Below are 19,902 nucleotides of genomic sequence, written 5' to 3' on the forward strand. Positions count from 1 at the left end.
GCAATGGTCGACATCCGGGAAAACGTTTACACATGCTCTCAGTGTTACGGAAAAGCCCGGCAGCCGCAACCCGCCAGAATGTCAGCGCTGTCGCAAAAGTGCGGAAAATCAGACGCTCACGGCGAGGCTTTAGCCCGGTAACGGCACCGTGCTATGCTGCCAGCCTGAATCACACCTGCCTGCCGGACCCATAACCATGAAAACTCGTGTGCCGCACCTTGCGCACTGGGGCGCGTTTACCGCCGTCACCGAAAATCAGCGCCTGATTGCCTGCGAACCTTTCTTCGCCGATGCCGATCCTTCCCCGATGATCCACACTCTCCCTGAACTGGTGTACTCGGATAAACGCATCCGTCAGCCGATGGTGCGCCGTTCGTGGCTGAAGTCGCGTGAAAACAGCGATCGCACGCTGCGCGGCCGGGAAGATTTTGTCGCCGTGGACTGGGACACCGCGCTCGATCTGGTGGCGGAAGAGAACCGCCGGGTGCGCGACCGCTACGGCGCTTCCGGCATTTTCAACGGTTCGTACGGCTGGTCATCAGCCGGTCGCGTTAACCACGCGCGCACCCTGATTCGTCGCTTCTATTTCCAGGGCGGCGGTGGCGTTGATCAGCAGGGTAACTACAGCTGGGGCGCGGCACAGTTCTTTCTGCCGTACGTGATTGGCACTTATATGCCGCTCACCGGCCGCGTCACCGACTGGCCGCAGGTGGTGGAGCATGCAGAAATTTTCGTCGCCTTTGGCGGCCTGGCGCTGAAAAATGCGCAGGTGGCCTCCGGCGGCGCCGGCGAGCACAGCCTGAAACCGGCGCTGCAGCAGCTGAGCGCCAAAGGCACGCCGATCATTAACATCAGCCCGATGCGCGATGACTGCCCGGCGTTCGTTAACGCCGAGTGGATTCCGATTCGCCCGAACACCGACGTGGCGCTGATGCTGGCGCTCGGCTATGAAATTACCCGCCGCAACGCGATCGATGAGGCTTTCCTCGCCAGCCACTGCACCGGCTGGCCGCAGCTGCGTGCCTATCTGCTGGGCGAAAGCGACGGCGTGGCGAAAACGTCCGCGTGGGCCAGTGCGATAACCGGCATCCCGGCAGCGCGTATCGCACTGCTGGCGCAGCAGCTGGCGGGCAAACGCAGCTTCATCACCTGTGCTTATGCGGTGCAGCGCGCCCATCGCGGCGAGCAGCCGTACTGGATGATGATTGCGCTCTCGTCGATGCTGGGCCAGCCGGGACTGCCGGGCGGCGGCTTCTCTTTTGGCCATGGCTCGATGAACAGCGTCGGCAATCCGCGCCAGGAAGGCCCGGCGCCGCTGATGAGCACCGGCCCGAATCCGGCAAACCTGTCGATCCCGGTGGCGCGCATCAGCGACATGCTGCTCAATCCCGGCCAGCCGTATGCGTTTCAGGGCGAGACGCTGCACTATCCCGACATTCACCTGGTGCACTGGGCAGGTGGCAATCCGTTCCACCATCACCAGCAGCTCAACCGGCTGGTCGAGGGCTGGCAGCGTCCGGATACGGTCATCGTGCAGGATATCGTCTGGACGCCCGCGGCGCAGATGGCGGACATCGTGCTGCCGGCCACCACCACGCTGGAGCGCAACGACATTGGCGGCTCGTCGCGTGACCGCTTCGTGCTGGCGATGCACCAGGCGATTAAACCGCAGCATCAGGCGCGTAACGACTTTGATATTTTTGCCGATCTGGCCGATCGCCTCGGCTACCGCGAGCGCTTTACCGAAGGACGCAACGAGATGCAGTGGATTGAGCATCTTTACCAGCAGTGCGCGCAGGCGCATGCGCAGCTGGACATCGCGTTCCCGGAGTTCGAGGCATTCTGGCAGCGCGGTTTTGTTGAGATTCCGCAGGGCGGCAAGCCGTACGTGTTTATGGATGATTTCCGCGCCGATCCGCAGGCGCATCCGATTCACACCGCCAGCGGCAAAATTGAGCTGTTTTGCCAGACCATCGCCGATTACCAGCTGGCGGATTTCGCCGGGCATCCGGAGTGGCGCGCGCCGCAGGAGTGGCTTGGCGCAGCGCTCAGCGCGCAGTTCCCGCTGCACATGATTTCGGTGCAGCCTGCGGATCGCCTGCACAGCCAGCTGGATGCTACCGCCACGGTGCAGGCCGGCAAAACCGCCGGTCACGAAACGCTGTATATGCACGTTGACGATGCCGCCGCGCGCGGTATCAGCGACGGCGATGAGATTGAAGTGAGCAACGCGCGTGGCCGTATGCTGGCTGGCGTCCGCCTGACGGACGGCCTGACGCCCGGTGTGGTGATCATCGCCACCGGCGCCTGGTTCGATCCCGGTTTTGGCAAAGCGTGGCAGCCGTGGGACCGCGCCGGCAACCCTAACGTGCTGACGCTCGACATCGGGACCTCGTCGTTAACTCAGGGCCCGAACGCCATGAGCTGCCTGGTGGAAATCAAAAAACACGCCAGTTGCACAATCGGCTAACAATCTCACCGCTGGTTACATTTTGCCGGTAACTGTTGCGTTTGAGTGATAGTTTCTGCGCTGAGCAACTTGCTACAGTCAGGGTCCCAGAGGTATTGATGGGTGAACATCAACAGTTTTCTTGATTACACCGACCTGCGCAGATGCGCAGGTTTTTTTTGCCTGCGATCTGCCGGTGTGACGCGTCCCGTCGCGGTGACCTCAATCGGGCATAAACGAACTGATACATTGTTTTCCTGTCAACTCGCTTTACCTTTCTTTATAACTGCAGCTAACCCCTTTGGATTCATCTTTTATCGCAGCGGATCGCCATGCCCCCGATTAAAAAATTTCTGGGAAAAGACCAGATTAAAGCCCCGTTTAACCCGTTTCGTTTTCGTCTGATTTGTCTGGGCGTATTAGGCTGCATGGGCCTGCTGCTGGCGCGCGTCGGCGATCTGCAGCTGATCAATCATCCGATGCTGGAGCACGAGGCCGACCAGCGCTCGCTGCGTACCGTGACGCTGCCGACCAACCGCGGCACGCTGCTCGACCGCGACGGCCAGGCGCTGGCGCTCAGCGTGCCATCGCGCGATATCATCGCCGATCCGCTGCGCGTGCTGGAGGCCAATCCCGATTTCACCAGCGCCAAATGGAGCTATCTGGCGGCGGCGCTGAATCTGCGACCGGACGAGCTGCGCGCGCAGATCACCGCCAATCCGAAAAAGCGCTTCCTCTATCTCGGGCGCAAAATCGAGCTGGGCATTGCCAAAGATATTGCAGAGCTGCATCTGAAAGGCATCAGTTCGGTGTATGACGACAGCCGTTTTTATCCGATGAGTGAGGCCGCGGCGCCGCTGATTGGCATCGTCGGGGCGGACAATAACGGGCTTAACGGGCTGGAGAAGGGCTTTGACCGGGTACTGCAGGGCGAGCCGGGTAAAGAGGTGTATCGCCAGGACGGGGACGGCAACATTATTGCGATGATCGATTACGAGCCGCCGAAGCAGCCGCCGACGGTGCAGCTCAGTATCGACAAATTTGACCAGTTTACGCTGTACAGCAAGCTGCGCGACGGCGTGCTGCTCAACAAGGCCGATTCGGGCGCGGCGGTGCTGGTGAAGATCGACACCGGCGAGATCCTCGCTATGGCGTCTTATCCATCGTTCAACCCCAACAATTATGACAACGCCACGCCGGCGCAAATGCGCAATACCGCCATCAACGACAGCTACGAGCCCGGTTCGACGGTGAAGCCGCTGGTGGTGATGGAAGGGCTGCAGCGTCATCTGGTGCGCCCCGATTCGGTGATCGACACCACGCCCTACAGCGTCAACGGCCACCTGATCCGCGATGTTGGTCACTGGCCGCGCCTGACCATGACCGGCATTTTACAGAAATCCAGCGACATCGGCGTCTCGCACATCGCGCTGGCAATGCCGGCGGAAGCGCTGGTGAACACCTATCAGGCGTTTGGTCTCGGCAAGCCGACCGGGCTGGGGCTGACCGGAGAGAGCGTGGGCTACTTCCCGCTGCATCGCCAGCGCTGGGCGGACATCGAGCGCGCCACTTTTTCGTTCGGTTACGGTCTGCGCGTAACGCCGCTGCAGATTGCGCGTGAATACGCCACGCTCGGTTCGTATGGCGTCTATCGCCCGCTGTCGATCACCAAAGTGACGCCACCGGTGCTGGGCAGGCAGGTGGCGGATCCGCAGATCGTGCAAACCGTGGTGCACATGCTGGAGAGTGACGTGCTGCCGGGCGGTACCGGGGTGAAAGCGGCGGTACCGGGCTACCGGCTGGCGACCAAAACCGGTACCGCGGAGAAGATGGGCAGCAGCGGCAAATATGACGGCGGCTATGTCAACTACACCGCCGGCATCGCGCCGGCCAGCCATCCGGAAGTTGCGCTGGTGGTGATGATTAACCATCCTACCGCTGGCGATCACTTTGGCGGCTCGGTGGCCGCGCCGGTATTCGGCAACATCATGGGGCCGGTGCTGAAACACATGAACGTGGCACCCGACGCGATTTACAGTAAACCGGCATCAGATAAATCTTAACGAAATCAGGATGTAAACGCGCAGTCGAGCTTTTCACACCTCGTTGCATTTCGCCGAACTCCGTTGCGATTTGCGGCTGTTATCCGTGCCGCCATTGCGCGACGATAAAGGTCCCAGAGGTATTGATTGGTGTGAAGATCGGCTGCTGCGGCAGCGATACCCTTGTGGTATTCACCCTGTTCGGTTGCACCGACCCACGCGGATGCGTGGGTTTTTTTTGCCTGTAAGTTGTCCTCCTCTCCCGTTTATAGCGCCTGCGCGCGCCATTACCGACCGCTGCCGGGCGCGGTTTAAATCCTGCATCTCTTAACGAAACGCTTACGGTTTGCGTATAGAAAACGTTCTGGCGATCCGCCGATAATGCGCGTCGTGATGATTTTCGCTGAAATAATCCCCTGCTTACCGGGGTTTTTACCCACACTTTTGCTGATCTGAAGACGCTGATGACTATCCATGCTCCCCGTTCTGGTTTCTCCCGCTGGCTGAAATGGCTGCTTGTGTTGCTGGTGCTGCTGATCGCGGCAGGCGTGATCTGGCGTGTGGCAGGCGGCAAGCGGGGCGCAGCACCCGGCGACCTGCCGCCAGGCGGTCATCGCGGCGCGGCGCCGATGAGCGGCCCGGCAACGATGGTGCACAGCGGCGTTGCCGCGACGGCCGACGTGCCGGTGTACCTGAATGCGCTCGGCACGGTGATCCCCAACGTCAGCGTCACCGTCACCAGCCGCGTGGCCGGGCAGCTGCAGCAGGTGTTCTTTACTGAAGGGCAGAAAGTCAGCGCCGGTCAGCTGCTGGCGCAGATCGATCCGCGCAGTTATCAGGCGACGCTGGCGCAGTATCAGGGCGATCTCAGCCAGAACCAGGCGCTGCTGCACAGTGCGCAACTGACGCTGGCACGCTACAAAAAGCTGGCAGCGCAGGACTCGCTGTCGCGCCAGGATCTGGATAGCCAGATTGCTACCGTCGGCCAGTATCAGGGCGCGGTGGCGGCGGATCAGGCGCAAATCGCCAGCGCAAAACTGGATATTGAGTATGCCCGCATCACCTCGCCGATCAGCGGCCGCGTAGGTCTGCGGCTGGTCGATCCGGGCAATATGGTGCAGACCAGCGACACCACCGGCATTGTGGTGGTGACGCAAATGCAGCCTGCCGCCGTGACGTTCAGCGTGCCGCAAAGTTACATCGCGCAGCTGACGCGCGCACTGCGCAACGGCCAGAGCCTGCCCGCGACGGCCTTCGATCAGGACAACAGCACCATACTGGCGCAGGGTGAGGTGAAGTACATCAGCAATCAGATCGATACCAGCACCGGCACCATCGAACTGAAAGCCAGCTTTCCTAACCAGGACGAAGCGCTGTTTGCCAACCAGTTCGTTAATCTGCGTTTGCAAACCGGCACGCTGAAAAACGCGACGGTGATTCCGGCGCAGGCGCTGCAGCTGAGCAGCGACGGGAGCTTTGTGTTTATTATCAACAAAGATAATAGCGTGACGCGCAAAGCGGTCACCACCGGACCGGCACTGGGGGAAGATCGTCAGGCGATCCTGCAGGGCGTGGCGCCAGGCGATCGTCTGGTGACCGAGGGGATCGATCGTCTGACTAACGGCAGCAAAGTCCAGCTGGCTGACGACAGCAAAAGTACCCAGCCATGAATCCGTCTCGTCTGTTTATCCTGCGCCCGGTGGCGACGATTCTGCTGATGATCGGCGTGCTGATCGCCGGTCTGTTCGCTTATCGCTTTCTCTCCACCTCGGCGCTGCCGCAGGTGGATTATCCGACCATTCAGGTTACTACCCTTTATCCTGGCGCCAGCCCGGACGTGATGGCCTCGTCCGTAACCTCGCCGCTGGAGCGTCAGCTCGGTCAGATGGCCGGTCTTAGCCAGATGACGTCTGCCAGCTCGGGCGGATCATCGATTATCACCCTGAAGTTCAGCCTCGATCTGTCGCTTGACGTCGCCGAACAGGAAGTCCAGGCGGCGATCAACGCGGCGAATAATCTGCTACCGGACGATCTGCCCAATCCGCCGACGTATAAAAAGGTCAATCCGGCCGACAGCGCGGTGATCACGCTGGCCGCCAGTTCCGACACGCTGCCGCTGACTGAGGTGCAGGATCTGGTGAACACGCGCGTGGCGCTGAAGCTGTCGCAAATCAACGGTGTGGGGATGGTGACCCTGGCGGGCGGCAATCAGCCGGCGATTCGCGTGCAGATGGATCCAAAAGCGCTGGCGGCGCACAAGCTGTCGCTGGAAGACGTCAATACGCTGATCGCCAACAGCAACGTCAACGGTTCGAAAGGCGGCTTCGACGGCAAATATCACTCGGTGACCATCGACGCCAACGACCAGCTGCGTACCGCGGCCGAATACGGCAATCTGATTCTCACCTGGCAGAACGGTGCGGCGCTGCGGCTGAAAGATATCGCCCATATCGAACAGGGGCCGGAGAATCGCTTTCAGTCGGCGTGGGCCAATAACCGTCCGGCGATTGTCATCAGCGTGCAGCGCCAGCCTGGCGCCAACGTCATTCAGGTGGTGGATAGCATTAAAAAGCAGCTGCCCGTTCTGCAGGCGGCGCTGCCGGATGGCGTGAAAATGCGTGTGCTTGCCGATCGCACGCAGACCATCCGCGCCTCGATCAGCGACGTACAGTTTGAACTGATGCTGTCGATCGCACTGGTGGTGATGGTGACCTTCCTGTTTCTGCGCAACGTGGCGGCGACGCTGATTCCCAGCGTGGCAGTACCGCTGTCGCTGATTGGCACCTTTGGCGTGATGTATCTCGCCGATTTCAGCCTCAATAACCTGTCGCTGATGGCGCTGACCATCGCCACCGGGTTTGTCATTGATGACGCGATTGTGGTGGTGGAGAACATTTCGCGCCGGCTGGAGCAGGGGGAAACGCCGATGCAGGCCGCGCTGAAAGGCTCGCAGCAGATTGGCTTCACCATTATTTCCCTGACGTTTTCCCTGATTGCGGTCCTGATTCCGCTGCTGTTTATGGGCGATGTGGTCGGACGGCTGTTCCGCGAATTCGCCATCACCCTGGCCGTCTCGATTCTGGTGTCGATGGTGGTGTCGCTGACGCTGACGCCTATGCTGTGTGCCTGGCTGTTAAGGCATATTCCGGAGTCGCAACAGTCACGCTTTGCGCGCAAAGGCGGCGAGCTGTTTGACAAACTGGTCCGCGGCTATGACCGCCTGCTCAGCGTAGTGCTCAACCATCAGAAGCTGACGCTGCTGGTGGCGCTGGCAACCTTTGCACTCACCGCGCTGCTGTATCTTGCCATCCCGAAAGGGTTCTTTCCCACGCAGGATACCGGGCTGATTCAGGGGGTGACCGTGGCGTCGCAGGATGTCTCCTTCACGGCGATGGCGCAGCGTCAGCAGGCGCTGGCAACGGTGATCCTGCAAAATCCGGCGGTCGAGAGTGTGTCCTCAACCATTGGTATCGACGGCAATAACACCAGCCTCAATAGCGGGCGCCTGCAGATCAACCTGAAAGCGTTTGACCAGCGCGACGTCAAAGCTGATGAGGTGATTGCGCAGCTACAGCAGGCGGCGCGCCAGGTCGCCGGCATTCAGCTTTATCTGCAGCCAGCACAGGACCTGACGGTCAACGATCAGGTGACGCCGAGCCAGTACCAGTTCACCCTTGATGATGCCGACAGCGAAAACCTGGTGCGCTGGACGCCGCAGCTGATAGCTGCGCTGCAGCAGCGCCCGGAGTTTAATGGCGTGGTCAGCAACCTGCAGGATCAGGGGCGCGTGGCCTATGTGGAGCTGAATCGCGATAAAGCGGCGCGCTACGGCATCACGGCAGCTGACGTCGACACCGCGCTGTACAACAGCTTTGGTCAGCGGCTGGTTTCCACCATTTTTACCCAGGCGAATCAGTATCGCGTGGTGCTGGAAGTGGCGCCGCAGTATCAGCAGTCGCCGGCGTCATTTGATGACGTTTATCTGCCGGTGAGCAGCAGTGCATCAACCGGCAGCGACAGCGACAGTGAGACCACCACCACCGGCATGGTGAAACTCACCGCCATCGCCAGCGTGCATGCGCGGACCGGAGCGCTGATGCACATGCGTCTGAATCAGTTCCCGGCGGTGATGGTGTCGTTCAATCTTAACCCCGGTTATTCGCTGGAGGAGGGGCAGCGGGCGATTGCACAGGTCACGCAGCAGCTTAAACTGCCCGCCAGCATAACGCTGCGTTATCAGGGTGAAACCGCGGCGTTTCAGAGTGCCACCGGCAACACGCTGTGGCTGATTCTGGCGGCGCTGATCACCATGTACGTGGTGCTGGGCATTCTGTATGAAAGCTTTATTCATCCGGTGACCATTCTCTCCACGCTGCCGTCGGCGGCGGTCGGGGCGCTGCTGACGCTGATGCTGGCGGGCAGCGAATTCAGCCTGATCGCGCTAATTGGTGTCATTCTGCTGATTGGCATCGTTAAAAAGAACGCCATTATGATGATCGACTTCGCGCTGGAGGCGCAGCATAAGCAGCATATGACGCCGCGCGAAGCGATCCATCAGGCCTGCCTGCTGCGTTTCCGGCCGATTCTGATGACCACCATGGCGGCGCTGCTTGGGGCGCTGCCGCTGATGCTGGCCTCCGGTTCGGGTGCTGAACTGCGTCAGCCGCTCGGGCTGGTGATTGTTGGTGGCCTGCTGGTGAGCCAGGTGCTGACGCTGTTCTCCACCCCGGTGATCTATCTGTGGTTTGATGGGCTGGCGCAGCGCGGTAAGCGCTACGTGCAGCGCCGGCAGCAGCAGGCGCGGGGCGAGCCATGAACATCACCCGGCTGTTTATCTTTCGCCCGGTTGCCACGCTGCTGCTGACGCTGGCGATCCTGCTGCTCGGGGCGCTGGGCTACCGGCTGCTGCCCGTCGCGCCGCTGCCGCAGGTGGATTTTCCTACCATCATGGTCAGCGCCAGCCTGGCCGGTGCCAGCCCGGAAACCATGGCGGCCACGGTGGCGACGCCGCTGGAGCGTTCGCTCGGCCAGATTGCCGGTGTGACGGAGATGACGTCGACCAGCTCGCAGGGCTCGACCAGCGTGATACTGCAGTTCGAACTTGACCGCGATATCAATGGCGCGGCGCGCGACGTACAGGCGGCGATAAACGCGGCGCGCAGCCTGCTACCGAGTGCTATGGAGTCGCTGCCGACCTATCGCAAAGCGAATCCCTCGGACGCGCCGATTGTGATGCTGGCGCTTACCTCCGCCACGCGCACGCCGGGTGAACTGTATGACCTCGCCGAAAGCAAAATTGAACAGGCGATGGGGCAGGTCAGGGGCGTGGGCGAGGTGTCGCTGATGGGCAGCGCGCTGCCGGCGGTCCGCATCGATCTGCAGCCGCAACAGCTGACGCACTATGGCATTGCGCTGGATACGGTGCGCAGCGCCGTATCCAGCAGCACCACCAATCTGCCGAAAGGCATGCTGCAGGGCAGCAGCCAGTCCTGGATGGTGGACGGTAACGGCCAGCTGGACAAAGCGGCACAGTACCGCGACCTGATAGTCAGCTACCACGCGGGTAAGGCGGTGCGACTGCATGACGTCGCCACGGTGTATGACTCGGTGGAGGATCAGTATCAGGCCGGCTTTCTCAATTCACAGCCGTCGGTGATGATCGCCATCAAGCGTCAGGCCGGCGCTAACATGCTCGACACCATTGACGCCATCAAAGCGCAGCTGCCACAGCTGGAGAAAGATCTGCCTGCCGATACCCAGCTCAAAGTGGTGGTGGACCGTTCGCCAACGGTGCGCGCCTCCCTGTATGACACCGAAGAGACGCTGCTGGTGGCGATGCTGCTGGTGATTGCCGTGGTATTTGTCTTCCTGCGTAATCTGCAGGCGGTGGTGATTCCGGCGCTGGCGCTGCCGGTGTCGTTAATCGGCACCTGCGCGGTGATGTATCTGCTCGGTTACAGTCTCGATAACCTGTCGCTGATGGCGCTGATCATCGCCACGGGCTTTGTTGTTGATGACGCCATCGTGGTGCTGGAAAATATCACCCGGCACATCGAAGCCGGTCTGAGTCCGCTGCGTGCCGCCCTGCGCGGTGCCCATGAAGTGAGCTTTACGGTGCTGTCGATGACGGTGTCGCTGGTGGCGGTGTTTATCCCGATTCTGCTAATGGGCAGTATTGTTGGCCGCCTGTTCCGCGAATTTGCGGTGACGCTGACGGTCTCGCTGCTGATCTCCATGTTTGTCTCGCTCAGCCTGACCCCGATGCTGTGCGCCCGGCTGCTGCGGCCGAAGCCGCTGGTCACCCGGCGGCCGCATCCGCTCTATCAGCTGATCGAAAATGCGCTCAACGCGCTGCTGGCCGCCTACGCGCGTGGCCTGGCGTGGGTGATGGCGCACCAGAAGATCACCCTGCTGAGTTTACTGCTCACCGTGCTGCTCAATCTGTTTCTGTTTAGCGTGGTGCAAAAGGGCTTTTTCCCCAATCAGGACACCGGCCTGCTGATGGGCGCCCTGCGCGCTGACCAGAACATCTCCTTCCAGGCGATGAAGCCAAAGATGCTGGCGTTCACCAAAATCATTGAGGCCGATCCGGCGGTAGACAGCGTGATGTCGTCAATGGGCAGCGGCATGTTTGGCTCGCGCAATAGCGCCAACTTTTTTGTCCGGCTGAAAGATTTTGACCAGCGCAGCGCCAGTGCCACCGAAGTGGCTAACCGGCTGAGCCAGAAAACCCGCCATATTGCCGGAGCGCAGCTGTTCCTGATGGCCGCGCAGGATCTGCACATCGGCGGGCGCAGCGCCAACGCCACTTATCAGTACAGCCTGCAGGCTGACGATCTCGATCTGCTGCGCCGCTGGACGCCGAAAGTCCAGACGGCGCTGGCCGCGATACCGCAACTCAACAGCGTGGATTCCGATGCGCAAACCGGCGGACAGGAAGTGGTGATCAACATCGATCGCGACCGCGCCACGCGGCTGGGCGTTAACGTGCAGATGCTGGACACGCTGCTGAACAATGCCTTTAGCCAGCGACAGATTGCCACGCTCTATCACACGCTCAATCAGTACCATGTGGTGATGGCCCTGCAGGACAGCGACACGCGCGATCCGGCCATGCTGCAACAACTGTATGTGATTAACGACAGCGGCGATCGCGTGCCGCTGGCGGCCTTTGCCCGCTTCAGCGGCGGCAACGCGCCGCTGTCGGTTGCGCATCAGGGCCAGTCAGCGACCAGCACCATCGCCTTCAACCTCAACGACGGCGTGTCGCTGGAGCAGGCGCAGACGCTGATTAAGCAAGCGATGGCACAGCTGGGGTTGCCCTCCAGCATTCAGGCGGGCTTTGCCGGCACCGCCGCAGCGTTCTCTCAGCTCACCGCCACCATGCCGTGGCTGATTATTGCGGCGCTGGCGGCGGTGTATATCGTCCTGGGCGTACTGTATGAGAGTTACATTCACCCGCTGACCATTCTCTCCACGCTGCCATCGGCAGGCGTCGGGGCGCTGCTGCTATTGCTGCTGACCAATACGCAGCTGACGGTGATTGCGCTGATCGGCATCATTTTGCTGATCGGTATCGTCAAGAAAAACGCCATCATGATGATCGATTTTGCCCTGCACGCCGAGCGCAGCCAGGGGCTGTCGCCGCAGCAGGCGATTACGCAGGCGTGCCTGATGCGCTTTCGGCCGATCATGATGACCACGCTGGCCGCCTTCTTCGGCGCTCTGCCGCTGGCGCTGGGCAGCGGTGGCGACGCTGATTTACGCAGTCCGCTGGGGATTGCGATTGCCGGCGGTCTGGCCCTGAGCCAGCTGCTGACCCTGTTTACCACGCCAGTGGTCTATCTCTGGCTGGATCGTCTCAGCCGCGCCACCCAGCGTCAGTGGCGGCGCGTGCGTCATGTGGAATCCTGATTGATGAAAATGATGAACATTGGCGCGCTGACGGCGGCGCTACTGGTTGCTGGCTGTAGCGTTGGCCCCGATTATCAGCGTCCGGCGATGGCGCTGCCGACGCACTATAAAGAGGCCAAAGGCTGGACGCAGGCCACGCCGCAGGACGCCAGTCGCAAAGGGGAGTGGTGGACGGTGTATCACGATGCCACCTTGTCCAGCCTGCTGCGCCAGGTGAGCATCTCTAACCAGAACGTCGCCAGTTATGCGGCGCAGTATCGCGAAGCCCAGGCGCTAAGCGCGCAGTCGCGCGCGGCGCTGTTTCCCTCACTCGACTACGATGTCAGCAGCACGCGCAGCGGCAGCCGTGCCAGCACCAGCGGTCAGCGCAGCGTCAGCAACAGCCACAGCGCTACGCTGAATGCCAGCTGGGAGCTGGATCTGTGGGGCAAACTGCGCCGCACCCAGGAAGAGGATAAGGCCAGCGCGCAGGCCAGCCAGGCTGAACTGGCCAATGTCACGCTGAGCGCCCAGTCAGAGCTGGCGCAGGACTATTTTCAGCTGCGCATCATCGACGAAAAGATCGCGCTCTATCAGCGCAGCATTGAAGCTTATCAGCGCTATCTCAGCGTGATTAACAACAAGTACCGCGCCGGTAGCGAATCCCGCGCCACCCTGGCGCAGGCACAGATGCAGCTGGAGAGCGCCCGCGCTTCGGCGCAGGATTATCAGTGGCAGCGCGCGCAACTGGAGCACGCGGTGGCGCTGCTGCTGGGGCGTGCGCCAGCCGACTTTACGTTGCCGGTGGCGAAGCTGGATGCCACGCTGCCGTCCATTCCGCAGAGCCTGCCTTCGGCGTTGCTGCAGCGCCGTCCGGACATCGCCTATGCCGAACGTAACGTGGCGGCCGCCAACGCGGCGGTCGGGGTGGCGATTGCCGGTTATTATCCCGACCTGACGCTCAGCGCCAGCGGTGGCGTGACCGCCTCAGCGATCCACAGCTTATTGTCGCTGCCGAATCGCGCCTGGTCGCTGGGGCCGGAGCTCAGCGGTACGCTGCTCGACTTTGGCGCGACCTCGGCGAAAGTGGCGCAGGCGCGTGCCGCCTATGATGCCAGCGTGGCCACCTATCGCCAGACGGTGCTGAGCGCGCTGGGAGAAGTGGAAGATAACCTGGTGGAACTGAATACCTTGCAGGGGGAAATCGCCGCGCAGCAGCGCGCCGCCGTGGCGGCACAGGAGTCAGCACGCGTAACGCGCAACCAGTATGACGCCGGCATGATTGATTACCTTGATGTCGCTACCACGGAAAACAGCAGCCTGAGTGAGCAGCAGAGCCTGCTGTCGCTGCAGAGCAGCCAGTGGGTGAGCAGCGTGGCGCTGATCGCCGCGCTGGGCGGCGGCTGGCAGGGCGAATCACCCTGAATTCATCACGATAAATCACTGCGCTACTTGTCGAACATCCCCGGATCCTGCAAGGTAAGAACCATTTTTTACCGCTGCTAAGGAGCTGGCATGCTATTTACCGTTCTGCGTTTCCTCTGTCGCCTGTTATGGCGCGTTGAACTGCGTGGCGATCTGACTGCCCTGCACAAAGAAAAAGTGCTGATCACGCCAAACCATATGTCGTTTCTCGATGGCGTGCTGCTGGCGCTGTTTCTGCCCATCAAACCGGTGTTCGCCGTCTATTCCTCGATCAGCGAACAGTGGTATATGCGCCTGCTCAGGCCGGTCATCGACTTCGTGCCGCTCGACCCCACCAAACCGATGTCGATCAAACATCTGGTGCGCATGATCAACGAAGGGCGTCCGGTGGTGATCTTTCCGGAAGGGCGCATTACCGTCACCGGCTCATTGATGAAAATCTACAGCGGCGCTGGCTTCGTCGCGGCGAAATCCGCCGCCACCGTGGTGCCGATGCGTATTGAAGGCGCAGAGTACACGCCGTTTGGCCGCCTGGCCGGGGTGTTTAAACGCCGCCTGTTCCCGCGCATTACCCTGACGGTGCTGCCGGCCACGGTGATTCCCATGCCGGAAGCGAAACGCGCGCGCGACCGCCGCGTGCTGGCCGGTGAGCATTTACATCATGTGATGATGGAAGCGCGCATGGCGGTGCGCCCGCGCGAAACGCTGTTCGACGCTTTTCTCAATGCACGCACCCGTTACGGGTTGAGCAAACCCTGCATCGAAGACATCAACTTTAAGCCGGACAGCTACACCGGACTGCTGAAAAAAGCGCTCGGCGTCGGACGCATTCTGGAGCGCTACAGCCAGCAGGGCGAATTCGTTGGCCTGCTGCTGCCGAATGCCACGGTGACCGCGGCAGCGATTCTCGGGGCTTCACTGCGCGGTCGCGTGCCGGCCATGCTCAACTACACCGCCGGCATCAACGGCATGCGCGCGGCGCTGACCGCCTCGCAGGTGAAAACCGTGTTTACCTCGCGCCAGTTCCTGGAGAAGGGCAACCTGTGGCACCTGCCGCAGGGGCTGACGGAGGTGCAGTGGATCTATCTGGAGGATCTGAAGGATACCGTCACGCTGCAGGACAAACTGTGGATCCTCGCGCACCTGCTGCTGCCGCGCCGGGCGCAGGTTGCGCAGCAGCCAGAAGACGCGGCAATGGTGCTGTTTACCTCCGGCTCGGAAGGCAATCCCAAAGGCGTGGTGCACTCGCACAAAAGCCTGCTGGCGAACGTGGAGCAGATTCGCACCGTGGCTGATTTCACCCCGCGCGACCGCTTTATGTCGGCGCTGCCGCTGTTCCACGCCTTCGGTCTCACCGTCGGGCTGTTCACGCCGCTGCTGACCGGCGCGCAGGTATTTCTCTATCCCAGCCCGCTGCACTATCGCATCGTGCCGGAGCTGGTTTATGACCGTAACTGCACCGTGCTGTTCGGCACCTCCACCTTCCTCGGCAACTATGCGCGCTTTGCCAGCCCGTACGATTTCGCCCGGCTGCGCTACGTGGTGGCCGGTGCTGAGAAGCTGCAGGAAGGCACGCGCCAGATCTACATGGAGAAGTACGGCATCCGCATCCTCGAAGGTTACGGCGTGACCGAGTGTGCGCCAGTGGTGGCAATCAACGTGCCGATGGCCGCCAAATCGCATACCGTCGGGCGTATTCTGCCGGGCATGGATTCACGTCTGATTGCGGTGCCCGGCATTGAGCAGGGCGGACGGCTGCAGCTGCGCGGTCCGAATGTGATGAACGGCTACCTGCGGGTGGAAAACCCCGGCGTGCTGGAGCCACCGGTGGCGGATAACGGCGAGGGCGAACAGGAAGCCGGCTGGTACGATACCGGGGATATTGTCAGCTTTGACGAGGGCGGTTTCTGTCAGATTCAGGGGCGCGCTAAACGCTTCGCCAAAATCGCCGGAGAGATGGTGTCGCTGGAGAGCGTGGAGCAGATAGCCCTGAAAGCCTCGGCGGAGAAACAGCACGCGGCGTCGCTGCGGCCCGATGGCCAGCGTGGCGAAGCGCTGGTGCTGTTTACCACTGACAGTGAACTCAGCCGCGAGCGGCTGCAGCAGGCCGCGCGTGAGATGGGGGCGCCAGAGCTGGCCGTGCCGCGCGATATTCGCTTCATGAAACAGCTGCCGATGCTGGGCAGCGGCAAACCAGACTACGTCAGCCTGAAACAGCTGGCAGAAGAGGAACGGGCATGAGTCAGTCGGTGAATCCGGACGCGCCGTTGCTGTCGCGCAGTATGCTGGCGGTGATCGTGGCACAGTTTTTCTCTGCCTTTGGCGACAACGCGCTGCTGTTCGCCACGCTGGCGCTGCTGAAAAGTCAGTTCTATCCGGACTGGAGCCAGCCGATCCTGCAGATGCTGTTTGTGGCCACTTACATTCTGCTCGCGCCGTTTGTCGGACAGATGGCCGACAGCTTTGCCAAAGGGCGGGTGATGATGTTTGCCAACAGCCTCAAGCTGCTCGGTGCGCTGGTGATCTGCTTCGGCTTTAATCCGTTTCTCGGCTACACGCTGGTGGGCGTTGGCGCGGCGGCATATTCGCCGGCGAAATACGGCATCCTGACGGAGATCACCAGCGGCGCGCGGCTGGTGAAAGCCAACGGGCTGATGGAGTCGTCGACTATCGCGGCGATTCTGCTCGGCTCGGTGGCAGGCGGCGTGCTCGCCGACTGGCATCTGCTGGCAGCACTGGTGGTGTGTGCACTCACTTACGCACTGGCGGTGGTGGCGAATCTGTTCATTCCGCGTCTGCTGGCAGCGCGCCCCGGCCAGAGCTGGCACGCTGGCGCGATGCTGCGCAGCTTTATCGCCTCGGCACAGCTGCTGTGGCGTAACGGTGAAACCCGCTTCTCGCTGCTCGGCACCAGCCTGTTCTGGGGCGCCGGCGTCACGCTGCGCTTCCTGCTGGTGCTGTGGGTGCCGGTGGCGCTGGGCATCACGGACAATAAAACGCCGACCACGCTAAATGCCATGGTGGCGATCGGTATCGTTATCGGCGCGGGCGCGGCGGCAAAACTGGTCACGCTGCAAACGGTGCGGCGCTGCATGCCGGCCGGCGTGCTGATTGGCGTGATGGTGGTGCTGTTCTCGCTGCAGCATAGCCTGCTGAATGCGTATCTGCTACTGATGCTGATTGGTGCACTCGGCGGCTTCTTTGTGGTGCCGCTCAACGCGCTGTTGCAGGAGCGCGGCAAAGATACCGTGGGTTCTGGCAACGCGATTGCGGTGCAAAACCTGGGTGAGAACAGCGCGATGCTGCTGATGCTGGGGCTGTATACCGTGGCGATTAAGCTGGGTGCGCCGGCGGTCGCGACGGGCGTGGGCTTCGGCGCGCTGTTCGCCATGGCGATTGCCGTGCTGTGGTGGAGAGCGCGTCGCTGAGCGGTGCAGAAAGGGACCAGGTCGCCATGAATGGCGACCCTACCCTGGCCCGGCGCGTACGCCAAAACCGCAGCAGGTACGCGAGGGTAACGAACCCTGTAGGGTGCGCGTTGAGGTACAAACCGGCCACATAGGTAACACTTTAGACCGGGCACATGGGTAACAGTTATAAACGGCATAGCAGAGGAGACTCACTATGCCCTGGACTGAGACTGTTACCATGCAACGCCTTGAATTCATCCTCGCCTGCCAGGCAGGCGGGGAATCCATGACGCAGCTGTGTCACCGCCACGGCATCAGCCGCAAAACCGGCTACAAGTGGCTCAGCCGCTTTAACCCCGGCGAGCTCTCCTCGCTTGAAAATCTCTCCCGCGCCCGCCATCTCCAGCCCGATAAAATCGCCCCCGACATCACCGCGCGCCTCGTTCAGTTCCGCCAGCAGCACCCCGACTGGGGGCCAAAAAAAATCCGCCACTGGTTCCTCAGCAACGGCGCTGACTTCAGCGTCCCTGCCGCCAGCACCATCGGCGACCTGCTGAAGGCGGCGGGAATGGTTCAGCCGCGGACGCCGCGCAAGCGAACGCCGGGCAACCTGCGCAGCCTCACGACGCCCGTGAGGAATAACCACGTCTGGAGCGCTGATTTTAAAGGGCGCTTCCGCCTGAAAGACGGCAGCTGGTGCCGCCCCTTCACGCTTACCGATAACCACAGCCGCTACCTGCTGTCCTGCGAGCCGGGCACGTCGGAGACCACGGTGTTCGTGCGCGGCTGCATGGAAAGGGCCTTCCTGGAAGGCGGGCTGCCCGACGTTATCCGCACCGACAACGGCTCGCCCTTCGTTGCGCCGGGCATTCTCGCGCTGACGCAGCTGAGCGTGTGGCTGATAAAGCTGGGGATACAGCCGGAAAGAACCGCGCCGGGCTGTCCGGGGCAGAACGCCCGCCACGAGCGGATGCACCGGTCGCTGAAGGTCGCCATGAGCCACCACGACGTCTTTGGCTCGCTGCCGGAGCAGCAGGCGTGGTGCAGCGGATGGCGGAACGAGTTCAATCAGGAAAAGCCGCATGAGGCGCACGGGCAGCAGCCGCCCGCGAAAATATGGACGCCTTCACCGCGGAAATGGGACGGAAAAGTGCCGGAGGTGGGCTATCCGGAGGGGGCGAAGCTGTACAAAGTCGGTGAAAAAGGCGACCTGAGGCTGAACGGGCGAACCTTCCTGAGCGCGGCGTTACGGGGGGAATACGTGCGGTTCCTGGAAGTGGACGACGGCATTGACGTCATCCTCTTCGACAGGCTCATCCTTGCGTATTATGACCGGGCAGAAAAGCGTATTATCCGGATCGACTGACCACAAAAAGTGTTACCTGTGTGCCCGGTCTGATCTGTTACCCATGTGCCCGGTCGTACCTTAACGCGCACCAAAACCGCAGCAGGTAAGCGAAGGTAACAAACCCTGTAGGGGGCGCGTTAACGCGCACCAAAACCACAGCAGGTACGCGAGGGTAACACAAACCCTGTAGGGTGCGCGTTAACGCGCACCAGGGAGATTACGGTGCCGGATACGTATACTGACGGTGAATCGCTTCCAGCGCCTCTAACACCTCGCCGCTCAGCGTCAGATTGAAACTCTCCACATTAACCTTCAGCTGTTCCATGGTGGTGGCACCGAGCAGGGTGCTGGCCACAAACGGCTGCTGCCGCACATAGGCCAGCGCCATCTGTGACGGATCAAGGTTGTGCTGTTTCGCCAGCGCCACGTAGGCAGCAATCGCCTGCTGTGACTGCTCGCCGCTGTAGCGGGTAAAGCGGCTGAACAGCGTATTGCGCGCGCCGGCCGGTTTCGCCCCGTTGAGGTATTTGCCGCTCAGCGTACCAAAGGCCAGGCTGGAATAAGCCAGCAGTTCCACACCCTCATGCTGGCTGATCTCTGCCAGACCCACTTCGAAACTGCGGTTCAGCAGGCTGTACGGATTCTGAATGGTGACGATACGCGGCAGCTCGTGCTTCTCCGCCAGTTGCAGGTAGCGCATCACGCCCCAGGCCGTTTCGTTCGAGACGCCAATGTAACGGATCTTGCCCGCGCGCACCTGTTCGGTCAGCGCTTCCAGCGTCTCCAGCAGCGTAACGGTGGCGGTGTTATCACTGTACTGATAACCGAGCTTGCCAAAGTAGTTAGTCTGGCGCTGCGGCCAGTGCAGCTGGTAGAGGTCGAGGTAATCGGTATTAAGGCGTTTCAGGCTGGCGTCCAGCGCTTCGCGGATGTTCTTGCGATCCAGCGCCTGGTTGGGGCGAATAAGCGCATCGCTGCCGCGCACCGGGCCGGCGACTTTACTCGCCAGAATGATTTTGTCGCGGCTGCCGCGCTTTTGCAGCCAGCTGCCAATGTATTTTTCGGTCAGGCCCTGGGTTTCCGGACGCGGTGGCACCGGATACATCTCGGCGGTATCAATCAGGTTAATACCCTGGCTAACGGCGTAATCAAGCTGCTGGTGGGCGTCGGCTTCGCTATTCTGCTCACCAAACGTCATCGTGCCTAACCCCAGCTGACTGACTTCCAGCGTGCTATGGGGGATACGGTGATAATGCATTGCCGGCTTCCTTTTTTCATTATGAAACGGAATGTTGTGTTCTCTGGGACTATAGCCTGTGAAGTGGCGCAGAAGGA

The 19,902-nt window shown here is 61.4% G+C and carries 10 protein-coding genes; 9 read left to right on the forward strand and 1 reads right to left on the reverse strand.

Features of this window, described 5'->3' with window-relative positions:
- Window positions 1–196: 196 nt before the first annotated feature.
- From ABVR31_RS04275 to ABVR31_RS04315, 9 genes are all read left to right on the forward strand, one after another.
- Entirely contained in the window at window positions 197–2,470 is a 2,274-nt protein-coding gene (locus ABVR31_RS04275) for a molybdopterin-dependent oxidoreductase (RefSeq protein ID WP_372771870.1), read from the forward strand.
- Between the two features lie 311 nt (window positions 2,471–2,781).
- On the forward strand, window positions 2,782–4,512 hold the full coding sequence (locus tag ABVR31_RS04280) for a penicillin-binding transpeptidase domain-containing protein (RefSeq protein WP_021506690.1): 1,731 nt from the start codon (window positions 2,782–2,784) through the stop codon (window positions 4,510–4,512).
- 443 nt (window positions 4,513–4,955) lie between these two features.
- Window positions 4,956–6,161 carry an MdtA/MuxA family multidrug efflux RND transporter periplasmic adaptor subunit gene (locus ABVR31_RS04285; RefSeq protein ID WP_372771872.1) on the forward strand — a complete coding sequence of 402 codons (1,206 nt, stop codon included), beginning with the start codon at window positions 4,956–4,958 and terminating at the stop codon, window positions 6,159–6,161.
- Complete coding sequence (locus tag ABVR31_RS04290) at window positions 6,158–9,307, forward strand: multidrug efflux RND transporter permease subunit (protein WP_372771874.1); 3,150 nt, start codon at window positions 6,158–6,160, stop codon at window positions 9,305–9,307. The genes ABVR31_RS04285 and ABVR31_RS04290 overlap by 4 nt, the downstream gene beginning before the upstream one ends.
- On the forward strand, window positions 9,304–12,405 hold the full coding sequence (locus ABVR31_RS04295; RefSeq protein WP_372771876.1) for an efflux RND transporter permease subunit: 3,102 nt from the start codon (window positions 9,304–9,306) through the stop codon (window positions 12,403–12,405). Before ABVR31_RS04290 ends, ABVR31_RS04295 begins: the two co-directional genes overlap by 4 nt.
- A gap of 12 nt (window positions 12,406–12,417) precedes the next feature.
- Window positions 12,418–13,809, forward strand: a complete 1,392-nt coding sequence (locus tag ABVR31_RS04300) for an efflux transporter outer membrane subunit (RefSeq protein WP_372773972.1) — start codon at window positions 12,418–12,420, stop codon at window positions 13,807–13,809.
- Window positions 13,810–13,899: 90 nt separating this feature from the next.
- Window positions 13,900–16,050 carry a bifunctional acyl-ACP--phospholipid O-acyltransferase/long-chain-fatty-acid--ACP ligase gene (aas, locus tag ABVR31_RS04305; RefSeq protein WP_325924938.1) on the forward strand — a complete coding sequence of 717 codons (2,151 nt, stop codon included), beginning with the start codon at window positions 13,900–13,902 and terminating at the stop codon, window positions 16,048–16,050.
- Window positions 16,047–17,237: a lysophospholipid transporter LplT gene (lplT, locus tag ABVR31_RS04310; RefSeq protein WP_372771878.1), complete on the forward strand. Its 1,191-nt coding sequence runs from the start codon at window positions 16,047–16,049 to the stop codon at window positions 17,235–17,237. The genes aas and lplT overlap by 4 nt, the downstream gene beginning before the upstream one ends.
- Before the next feature lie 220 nt (window positions 17,238–17,457).
- Window positions 17,458–18,585, forward strand: coding sequence for a DDE-type integrase/transposase/recombinase (locus ABVR31_RS04315; RefSeq protein ID WP_372771880.1), 1,128 nt, complete (start codon window positions 17,458–17,460; stop codon window positions 18,583–18,585).
- Between the two features lie 199 nt (window positions 18,586–18,784).
- Here ABVR31_RS04315 and ABVR31_RS04320 read toward each other — a convergent pair whose 3' ends face one another.
- Window positions 18,785–19,825 carry an NADP(H)-dependent aldo-keto reductase gene (locus ABVR31_RS04320; protein ID WP_021506697.1) on the reverse strand — a complete coding sequence of 347 codons (1,041 nt, stop codon included), beginning with the start codon at window positions 19,823–19,825 and terminating at the stop codon, window positions 18,785–18,787.
- Window positions 19,826–19,902: the final 77 nt, after the last annotated feature.

The sequence above is a fragment of the Pantoea sp. WEP genome (assembly GCF_041678305.1).
Classification (GTDB): Bacteria; Pseudomonadota; Gammaproteobacteria; order Enterobacterales; family Enterobacteriaceae; genus Pantoea; species Pantoea dispersa.

Coding starts and splice junctions, on each gene's coding strand:
- ABVR31_RS04275 (WP_372771870.1), top strand. CDS start 197: ATGAAAACTCGTGTGCCGCACCTTGCGCACTGGGGCGCGTTTACCGCC.
- ABVR31_RS04280 (WP_021506690.1), top strand. CDS start 2,782: ATGCCCCCGATTAAAAAATTTCTGGGAAAAGACCAGATTAAAGCCCCG.
- ABVR31_RS04285 (WP_372771872.1), top strand. CDS start 4,956: ATGACTATCCATGCTCCCCGTTCTGGTTTCTCCCGCTGGCTGAAATGG.
- ABVR31_RS04290 (WP_372771874.1), top strand. CDS start 6,158: ATGAATCCGTCTCGTCTGTTTATCCTGCGCCCGGTGGCGACGATTCTG.
- ABVR31_RS04295 (WP_372771876.1), top strand. CDS start 9,304: ATGAACATCACCCGGCTGTTTATCTTTCGCCCGGTTGCCACGCTGCTG.
- ABVR31_RS04300 (WP_372773972.1), top strand. CDS start 12,418: ATGAACATTGGCGCGCTGACGGCGGCGCTACTGGTTGCTGGCTGTAGC.
- aas (WP_325924938.1), top strand. CDS start 13,900: ATGCTATTTACCGTTCTGCGTTTCCTCTGTCGCCTGTTATGGCGCGTT.
- lplT (WP_372771878.1), top strand. CDS start 16,047: ATGAGTCAGTCGGTGAATCCGGACGCGCCGTTGCTGTCGCGCAGTATG.
- ABVR31_RS04315 (WP_372771880.1), top strand. CDS start 17,458: ATGCAACGCCTTGAATTCATCCTCGCCTGCCAGGCAGGCGGGGAATCC.
- ABVR31_RS04320 (WP_021506697.1), bottom strand. CDS start 19,825: ATGCATTATCACCGTATCCCCCATAGCACGCTGGAAGTCAGTCAGCTG.